Annotated in this window: 6 protein-coding genes, 1 tRNA gene and 2 pseudogenes; 6 read left to right on the top strand and 3 right to left on the bottom strand. The window is 73.0% G+C overall.

Annotated elements, in window-relative coordinates; translation table 11 throughout:
* Positions 1-327: pseudogene (locus MTQ10_RS23910) on the bottom strand (hypothetical protein); the annotation flags it as partial.
* A 3-nt stretch (positions 328-330) separates the two neighbouring features.
* Positions 331-1938: a dynamin family protein gene (locus MTQ10_RS23905; RefSeq protein WP_247472222.1), complete on the bottom strand. Its 1608-nt coding sequence runs from the start codon at positions 1936-1938 to the stop codon at positions 331-333.
* Positions 1939-2258: 320 nt separating this feature from the next.
* Between MTQ10_RS23905 and MTQ10_RS23900 the strand changes: the two genes are divergently transcribed.
* The 5 genes from MTQ10_RS23900 to MTQ10_RS23880 all read left to right on the top strand — a co-directional run bounded on the left by MTQ10_RS23900 (position 2259) and on the right by MTQ10_RS23880 (position 7573).
* Positions 2259-2331, top strand: a tRNA-Arg gene (locus MTQ10_RS23900).
* A 352-nt stretch (positions 2332-2683) separates the two neighbouring features.
* Positions 2684-2875: a hypothetical protein gene (locus tag MTQ10_RS23895; protein ID WP_247472220.1), complete on the top strand. Its 192-nt coding sequence runs from the start codon at positions 2684-2686 to the stop codon at positions 2873-2875.
* Positions 2872-5286: a TOMM precursor leader peptide-binding protein gene (locus MTQ10_RS23890; protein WP_247472219.1), complete on the top strand. Its 2415-nt coding sequence runs from the start codon at positions 2872-2874 to the stop codon at positions 5284-5286. The genes MTQ10_RS23895 and MTQ10_RS23890 overlap by 4 nt, the downstream gene beginning before the upstream one ends.
* 249 nt (positions 5287-5535) lie before the next feature.
* Positions 5536-6834 (top strand): histidine kinase, encoded by a 1299-nt coding sequence (locus MTQ10_RS23885; protein WP_247472217.1) that lies wholly within the window; start codon positions 5536-5538, stop codon positions 6832-6834.
* A 130-nt stretch (positions 6835-6964) separates the two neighbouring features.
* Positions 6965-7573 carry a response regulator transcription factor gene (locus MTQ10_RS23880; protein ID WP_247472216.1) on the top strand — a complete coding sequence of 203 codons (609 nt, stop codon included), beginning with the start codon at positions 6965-6967 and terminating at the stop codon, positions 7571-7573.
* Between the two features lie 106 nt (positions 7574-7679).
* On the opposite strand, the gene MTQ10_RS23875 is transcribed toward MTQ10_RS23880, so the two are convergent.
* On the bottom strand, positions 7680-8291 hold the full coding sequence (locus MTQ10_RS23875) for an NADH oxidase (RefSeq protein WP_247472215.1): 612 nt from the start codon (positions 8289-8291) through the stop codon (positions 7680-7682).
* A 268-nt stretch (positions 8292-8559) separates the two neighbouring features.
* Between MTQ10_RS23875 and MTQ10_RS31540 the strand changes: the two are divergent.
* Positions 8560-8839, top strand: a pseudogene (locus MTQ10_RS31540) (2-oxoacid:acceptor oxidoreductase subunit alpha); the annotation flags it as partial.

Genomic DNA, 8839 nt, shown 5'->3' with positions numbered 1-8839 from the left:
GGACGGCCCCTCCGCACCGCCGCCGTCGTCACCACGCGCGCGTACGCCGACGTCGCCCGGCTCCCTCCCTGCCTCGGCGCCCCGGTCCCCCGGTCCTTCGGCCTCCTCCGCGGCCCCGCCCCCGGAGTCGGAACCGGACGCGGAGCCGGCGGGCGATGCGGCATCCCCGCCGGCACGGACGGCAAGGCTGCGGTCGCGGTCGTCGTCCTGCACGGTCCCCTCCCCGGGGTGGTCGGCGTCGTCCGTGGGGTGCTGGTGCTGATGCTGGTCAGTGACCTCCGGGGCGTCCGGGACGCCCGGGTGGTCCTGGTCCGTGACGGCGGTCACCGGTCACCTCTCCTTCTGCAGCAGGGACAGCGCGGCGATCAGCTCGGCCTGCGGCTCGGCGTGGACGTCCAGCCCGTCGAGGGGGGCGAGGCGGCGCTCGCGTTCGGTGTGCAGGACGCGGTCGACGTGCTCGGAGAGCAGCCGTCCGCCCCGGTCCCGCAGCCGCAGCGCGCGCTGGGCGCCGAGCCGTTCGGCGAGGGTCTCGCCCGCGCTGCGGGCCCGGCGCCCGCCGAGCAGGACGGTGGCGACGAGGGCGGCGACGATCTCGGGGTCGGGTGCGGCACCGCGCTCCAGCTCGCGCACCTCCTCCTCGGCGAGTTCCTCCAGCTCGCGCCGCCACCGCCGTACCGCGAGGCCGATGCGGTGCTCGGCGCTCTCCGGGGTGTCGTCGGGGTCGGCGAGGGCGGGGGCGGCGGCTGCGGGTTCGCGACGCCAGGCGTCGTCGATGCGCTCGCCCGCGGCGGTGACGGCGCACAACAGCAGGGTGGCGAGGCTCTCCACGAGGGCGTCGAGGAGTTCGCTCGCGGTGCAGTCCAGCGGGAAGGCGCGCCAGCGTTTCAGGGCGTCGCCGGACAGGACGGCACCGGCCTGGAGGCGGTTGCGTACGCGCGTGTGCTCGCTGTCGTACGCCCCGTCGACGGCGGCGGTGAGCCGGAGCGCGGCGGCGTACTGCTGGGCCGTGGCACTGGCCAGCTCCGGCATGCGCGACTTGAGGGAGTCGAGGACTCCGTAGGCGGTGCGGGCCATGGCGTTCTGGCGGGCGCCGGGGTCCTGGGTGTGGTGCACGAGCCAGGTGCGCAGCGGGGCCACGGCGGTGGCCGGGAGGAGTCCGCCGCCCCACGCCGACTCGGGCAGTTCGGGCACGGTGAAGCGCGGTACGTCGCCGAGTCCGGCCTTGGTGAGAAGTGCGCCGTACTGGCGGGAGACCTCGGCGACGACCTGGTGGGGTACGCGGTCGAGGACGGTCACCAGGGTGACGTCGTACTCCTTGGCGGTGCGCAGCAGATGCCAGGGCACCGCGTCGGCGTAGCGCGCCGCTGTGGTGACCATCACCCAGATGTCGGCGGCGCAGATCAGTTCGGCGGCGAGTACGCGGTTGTCGGCGACGAGGGAGTCGATGTCGGGGGCGTCGAGGAGGGCGAGGCCGGGCGGCATGGTGTCGGCGGTCTCGATGCGCAGGACGCGGGTGGGTTTCTCGTCGGGGAGGAGCAGGTCGTCTCCGGGGTCCTGTTGGGGCACCCACACGCGCGTGAGGTCGGGCAGTACGCGCATCCCGCTGAACCAGTGATGGTCCTCCGGGTGGCATACGAGCACCGGCGTCCGCGTCGTCGGCCGCAACACTCCCGCCTCGCTGACGCGCCGTCCGACCAGCGAGTTGACGAGTGTCGACTTGCCGGCGCCGGTCGAGCCTCCCACGACGGCCAGCAACGGCGCCTCGGGTTGCCGCAGGCGGGGCACCAAGTAGTCGTCGAGCTGGGCGAGGAGTTCGTCGCGGTTGGCACGCGCGCGTGGAGCCCCTGTCAGGGGCAGCGGGAAGCGTGCGGCGGCGACGCGGTCGCGCAGCGCGGAGAGTGCGTCGAGCAGCTGAGGCCGTACGTCCAAGGTCACCACATGCGAAGAATGCCCAATTTTAGGGGAATTCTGAAGCATATAGGCATGTCTGCGCGCCGACTGAACACAAGGGACGGAAGGGATGACCGGGACAAGGGCGCAGCGCAGGCATAACGAGTGCACAACACCGGTGGCGCAGGGCGTGAAAAGCGATGCACGATTCGTACCTGCCTGCGATTATCAGGACCGCTTCACCGAACCTCCACATCGAGCCACGGAGGCGAAGCGACAGGGTCAGGGATCCGGGAGCCCTATCCTTGACCCCGGCAACGTCACGGCAGACCCGCACCCGGGCACCACGACAGAGGCCACCACACCAGGCCCCCGTAGCTCAGTGGATAGAGCAGGCGCCTTCTAAGCGCTTGGCCGCAGGTTCGAGTCCTGCCGGGGGCGCCCGACCCCGCCCTCCTCCGGGAGGGCGTTTTGCTGCTCAGGGCAGGTGCACGCCGAGGCGGCCGGATCACAGCACCCCTCTCTCGATGATCGAGGGCGCGCGATCCGCGGGATGCACGCCGTCCAGCGCACCCGCCGCACCTCTCACCTCGCCCCTGGCCCCGGCCGTCAAGCTGCGGCCGGATCACGGTCGGACAGGAGCCGGGCGGGACGCAAAGCGGAAGAGAAGCCGCCGGGTTCTGGTGAGAACTTCACCCCCGACATATGAAGCCGCCACTGTCTGTGAACCATGCCCCGGAAGCACGATATCGGTCACAAGGGAGCACCGATCAGCGACTAGGGAGACCGAGACATGGCGCAGCTCACAGCGAGTAAGTGCACCTCCGGCCAGAGCGTGCAGGCGCGTCCCGCGAGCCCCGCGCGGCCCCGGCTCGTGATCGAGAACCTGGACGTGGCCTCGTCCGACACCCCCCTGTTCACCATCTGCATCGTGGCCGCGTCCGACGCGTCCGCGTCGGCCGCTGCCGGGAGACTGGCCGCATGACGTCACCGGCGGAAGCGGAAACGGTTCTGCCGGATTCACGTCCGGAGCCGGAGCAGCGTCGTGCCGGTTCGCAGCCGGGGCCGGGGTCCGCACCGGGCCCCCTCCCCGGCGCCCCCGGCGCGGCCGAGGAACTCCTCGGCGGCGCCGGCCTCAGCCCCTCCGCACGCCTCGGCTTCAAACTGCACCTCCAGCCCACCGTCGTCCCCGGCGAGGCCGCGTATCTGATGTCGCGGCGCGGGGTGACCGCGCTGCACGGCACGCACGCCGAGGCGCTGGTGCCGCTGCTCGACGGCACACGGTCCCTGGAGGGCGTCCTACGGGAGGCCGCGCCCGTCCTCGGCGCCGCCGAGGCCCTGCTCACCGTGAACGACCTGCTGGCGGCCGGTCTGCTGCGCAGCGTCAGGCCCGACACCGGCCCCGACCGGGCGGCCGAGGCCTACTGGGACCTGGCCGGCCTGGACGGCGGGACGACGGCGGCCCGGCTGCGGTACGCGGCGGTGTGGATCGAAGCGCTCACCGACGTCGACCGCGAGGCCGTGGCGGAGATGTGCCGGGCCTCCGGGCTGGGCATCGCCGACGACCCCGACCGGGCGGACTTCTCGCTCGTACTGTGCGACGACTACCTCTCCCCCGGACTGCGGGACGTGGACGCCGACCACCGCAGGCGGGGCCGGCCCTGGCTGATAGCCAAGGCGTGCGGCGCCGACCCGTGGGTGGGGCCGGTGTTCCGGCCGCAGGACGGGCCGTGCTGGTCGTGTCTGGCGACCCGGCTCGCAGGGCACCGCCGCTCCGAGTGGCCGGTGCGCCGCGCCCTCGGCCTGGACGGGCCCCCGCGCCGGCCCGAGGCGTCGCTCGCCGCGGGCCGCACCATCGCCCTGCACATCGCGGTCCTGGAGGCCGCCAAATGGCTCGCGGGCATCCGCTACGACGCCCAGGAAGTGCTGCACACCTTCGACACGCTCCAGCTCAGCGCCCGCTCCCACCGGGTGTCCCGGCTGCCGCAGTGCGGGGTGTGCGGGGACCCGGAGCTGGTGGCGAGGAACGTACGGGCGCCGTTCGTGCCCGTGTCACGGCCCAAGGCCACCCTCACCTCGGGCGGGCACCGGGCGCTGACGCCGGAACAGATGCTGACGCGGTACGGCGGCCTGGTGGACCCGGTGACCGGGATCGTCAAGGAGATAACGCGGGCGCCGCGCACCCCGGCCGGCCTGCACGCGTACGTCTCCGGGCACAACCTCGCCATGGGCCCGCCCACCCTCGCCGAACTGCGCGCCGGGCTGCGGGCGTTGAGCGGCGGCAAGGGCCTCACCGACACCGAGGCGCGGGTGAGCGCGCTGTGCGAGGCCGTGGAGCGCTACAGCGGCACCCGGCACGGCGACGAACCCGTCGTCCGCGACAGCTACCGCGCGCTCGGCGAGGACGCCGTCCACCCCAACGCCTGCCAGCTCTACCACGACCGGCAGTTCCGCGACCGTGAGGCGTGGAACCGCGGCGGCTCCCCCTTCCGGCATGTGCCGGAACGTTTCGACGAGGCACGGCCCACCGAGTGGACCCCGGTGTGGTCGCTGACCGCCGGCCGGCAGCGGCTGCTGCCCACGTCGATGCTGTACTTCACGCAGGGCGGGCCCGCCGCCGACGGCCTGCACGCCGACTCCAACGGCAACGCCGCCGGCAGCAGCCGCGAGGACGCCCTCCTGCAAGGGTTCCTGGAACTGGTGGAGCGGGACGCGGTCGCCCTGTGGTGGTACAACCGCACGGCCCAGCCCGGCGTCGACATCGACGCGTTCGGCGAGCCGTACGCCGATGTGCTGCGGGCGGCCTGCGGCCGGCTCGGCCGGGAACTGTGGGTGCTCGACCTCACCTCCGACTTCGGCATCCCGGTGCTGGCCGCGCTGTCCCGCCGTACCGACAAACCCGCCGAGGACGTGATCTTCGGGTTCGGCGCGCACTTCGACCCGCGGCTCGCGCTGCGCCGGGCCCTGTCGGAGCTGGGCCAGCTGCTGCCCGCCGTGTGCGAGGCGCGGCCGGACGGCACCGGATACGGCATCGACGACCCGGACGCGCTGGAGTGGTGGCGGAACGCCACGGTGGCCGGCCGGCCCTGGCTCGCACCCGACGCCCGGGTCCCGGCGCGGACGCCCGCCGACTGGTCGTACCGCCCGCGGGCCGATCTGCTGGACGACGTCGCCGCCGTCACCGAACTGGTCCGGGAGCGCGGCATGGAGCTGCTGGTGCTCGACCAGACCCGGCCGGACCTGGAACTTCCGGTGGTGAAGGTGATCGTGCCCGGCATGCGGCACTTCTGGAGCCGGCTCGCTCCCGGCCGGCTGTACGACGTGCCCGTGGCCCTCGGCCGGCTGGCCGCTCCGACGCCGTACGAGGAGCTGAATCCGACACCGCTGTTCGTCTGACATACCGTCCGGAAACCGGGCGGCCTCGAAACGCCTCTCGCCTCACCGGTCGCCCCACCGGCCGGTGAGGTTCGTTTTCGGCCAGGTTCCATCGTGGCGGGCACCCTTTCGGCCGGTCCGACGAGCGAGGCGGATCGTTTCCGGACGCACTTTCTTCACCCGGCTCGCACACGCTTCTCATATCATGTGCCGCCAGCGCGCGAAGAGTTGGGAAGCGCGGACACAGTCGCGAGAAGAGGCCGTGCAACGATGGCTCGTCACGACCGCACCAGCGCCACCGCCGAGCACGACCCCGCCGACGCCCCGGGCGGCACCGGCCCCGCGGGCACCTCGCCTGCCGCAGGTGCGCCGTCGGCCGCACCGGCCGCGGGCGCCGCCGGCCGGCCCGAGGGCGAGGAGGATCCGACCGGCGGCGACGCCGTCGTCGTGCACAGCCGTGATCTGCCCGCGCCCCGGCTGGCCCGCACCATCCTGCTGGTCGCCCTGCTCAGCTACACCGTCATCACCATGCTGAACATCGCGGGCAGCGGCCTGTCCCCCGTGCAGATGGCGCTGGCACTGGCCGCGCTGTCCGCCGTGTTCGGCCTGCAACTGGTGCACTCGGCGTCCGGCTCCGAACGGCCGCTGCCGCGACGCCGCGTGGTCACCCTCACCGCGCAGGCCCTGCTGACGTACATACCGATCCTCGTCTTCCACACCGCCTGGGGATCGATGGCCGGCTTCCTCGCCGCCTCCGTCCTGCTGATGCTGCCCGCCCGGCTCGCCTGGACGCTGTACGGGCTGATCGGGCTGAGCATGGTGGTGCCGCCGGTGGTGGACCACCGCCCGGTCATCGACGCGGTGTACCTGCCCCAGTCGACCCTGCTGACCGGTCTGGTCATCTACGGCCTGTCCCGGCTGTCCGCGCTGATCCGCGAGGTCGTCGCCGCCCGCGGCGAACTCGCGCGCATGGCCGTCACCGAGGAACGGCTGCGGTTCGCCCGCGACCTGCACGATCTGCTCGGCTTCAGCCTGTCCGCCATCACGCTGAAGAGCGAACTCATCGTGCGGCTCATCCCCACCCACCCGGCGCGCGCCGTGGAGGAGGTCGAGGACGTCCTGTCGATCTCCCGGCAGTCCCTGAGCGACGTACGCCGTGTGGCGAGCGGCATGCGCGAGATGTCCCTGGAGCAGGAGGTCACCTCCGCGGAGTCGGTGCTGCGCGCCGCGGACATCGAAGTCAGCAAGAAGGTCACGCCGGTGCGCGCGGGCCGGCAGGCGGACACCGTCCTCGCCACCGTGCTGCGGGAGGCCGTCACCAATCTTCTGCGGCACAGCCGTGCCGGGCGTTGCACCATCGAGGTCGCCGAACAGGGCGGCCGGGTACGGCTGTCCGTGTGCAACGACGGTGTCGACCCCGCGTATCACGACCCGTCCCCGCACAGCGGCAGCGGGCTCGGCAACCTGCGCACCAGGATCGAGACGGTCGGCGGGACCCTGCACTCCGAGGTGACCGGCGCGGGAACCTTCCTGCTGGTGGCCGAAGTTCCCGCCTCGACCGCCGCGTGAGGGCGCCCCGCCAGCGGGGATCGGCTGACACGCCGGTGACTCTGCGGCCTGATCCGATCGACGGAACGTGCGCGGGCGTTCTAGAATCCGGCCACACGCGGCATTCGGTGGGGCGGGGGGAGTCAGATCCGTGATACGGATTCTGCTGGCCGAGGACATGCAGATGGTGCGTGGCGCGCTCGTCGCGTTGCTGAACCTGGAGACCGACCTCGAGGTCGTCGCTGAGGTCGAGCGGGGCGACGAGATCGTGTCGACGGCGCAACGGCTGCGACCGGACGTCGCGGTCATCGACATCGACCTGCCGGGCGTCGACGGTCTGACGGCCGCGACCCAGCTGCGGGAGCGGCTGCCGCAGTGCCGTTCCCTCATCCTCACCAGCCTCGGCCGCCCGGGCACCCTCCGCCGGGCCCTGTCGGCGCAGGTCAGCGGCTATCTCCTGAAGGACGCCCCGCCGAAGGAACTCGCCGTCGCGATCCGTCGCGTGGCGGCCGGTCACCGGGCGATCGACCCGCAGCTCGCCCTCGCCGCGTGGGGCGGCGCCGAGAGCCCGCTCACCGAGCGGGAGACGGAGGTGCTGCGGATGGCGGCGGAGGGTGCGGAAGCGCCGGAGATCGCCGGGCAGTTGCATCTGTCGACGGGCACCGTGCGCAACTATCTGACGACGGTCGTCACCAAGCTCAACGCCCGCAACCGGGTGGACGCCATCCGCATCGCCCGCGAGTCGGGGTGGCTGCTGTGACGCGGTGCGCGCGTACGGCGGTGCCGGCCTAGGCGTACGGCGGTACGGCGCCGGAGGTACGGCCGTGAGCCACCACGAATCCGGCGCAACGCCCGCCCCGGCCCGCTCACCCCTCGGCCGGCACCGCCATCCCCGCGGCGACGAGGTAGCCGAGCACGTCGTGAACGACCGCGTGCGGCAGCGGCAGGGCCGCCACCGCCGTCTCGGCGGTGACGGGCCAGGCCAGGGTGGCCGCGACCCACGCCGCCTCCGGGCGGTGCAGCACGACCTCGTGCTTGGCGCGGGCGGAGGCCAGGACGAGCCCGGCGGGTGCGCGGGCCATGTGCGCGTCACGCGGCAGCCTCAGCGGATGCGCGGGCACGCCCTCCGGCACGAAGGTGGCGTCGTACGCGACCGGGGTTACGGACAGCAGGGGGCCCTTGAGGTCGTCCATCCCCAGGGTGCGGATCACCATGCGGGACAGCCGGGCGAGCGGGGGCGGCAGTACGGGGCCGGTGACCCAGGTCTGCGGGACGGGCCGGCCGGGCGCCACCTCCACGTTCAGCGGCAGCACGGGGCCCAGTTCCATGCGGCGCAGCATCTCGCGGACGACCCGGTCGGGCTCCTCGATCCGCTCGGTCCCGAACCGGCCGGAGGACAGCACGACGGAACCGTCGTCGTCGGTCGTCACGACCACGTCCTCGCACAACGCCCACAGATGGAGCGTCCGACTGCCCATGGCATCCGCCACATCGGCACCCCCTCTCGGACGATGCGGAGTCGAGTATCCGCCGCCCCGGTACGGACCGACACGCTCCGCCTCACACGTCGGGGGTGAGATTTTCATATGCCAGCGGCGTGTCGAACCCCCTTGCGGCCCCGGCCCGCAGGCCGCCGCCTCCCCCGCCCCGGAGTCCGGCTTTGGCCTGTCACTAGCGGCTCTTCCTACGGTGCGCGTCACGAGGTCGAGAGCCTGCCGACCGGGTCGACGGGAAGGGGGCGGCCAAGTGGCCGTTCAGATATCCGAGCGAGTCCTTGAACAGAGCCCTGGGGGTCCCGACAGCGCCGGAAACCCCGGGAGCCCCGAGAGCCCGGACACTCCGGAGGCTGCCGGGGGTCCCGACAAGGGGGTACGGCGCCTGAGCCGGGTCGTGATCCGCTTCGCGGGGGACTCGGGTGACGGTATGCAGCTCACCGGCGACCGGTTCACCTCGGAGACGGCGTCGTTCGGCAACGACCTGTCGACGCTGCCGAACTTCCCCGCCGAGATCCGCGCCCCCGCCGGCA

The sequence above is a fragment of the Streptomyces sp. XM83C genome (assembly GCF_023072675.1).
Classification (GTDB): domain Bacteria; phylum Actinomycetota; class Actinomycetes; order Streptomycetales; family Streptomycetaceae; genus Streptomyces; species Streptomyces thermocoprophilus.
This window is presented reverse-complemented; position numbering and strand designations above follow the sequence as displayed.

What these genes read in the sequence shown, in the direction of transcription:
- MTQ10_RS23895 (WP_247472220.1), top strand. Translation starts at nt 2,684, where the DNA reads ATGGCGCAGCTCACAGCGAGTAAGTGCACCTCCGGCCAGAGCGTGCAG.
- MTQ10_RS23890 (WP_247472219.1), top strand. Translation starts at nt 2,872, where the DNA reads ATGACGTCACCGGCGGAAGCGGAAACGGTTCTGCCGGATTCACGTCCG.
- MTQ10_RS23885 (WP_247472217.1), top strand. Translation starts at nt 5,536, where the DNA reads ATGGCTCGTCACGACCGCACCAGCGCCACCGCCGAGCACGACCCCGCC.
- MTQ10_RS23875 (WP_247472215.1), bottom strand. Translation starts at nt 8,291, where the DNA reads ATGGGCAGTCGGACGCTCCATCTGTGGGCGTTGTGCGAGGACGTGGTC.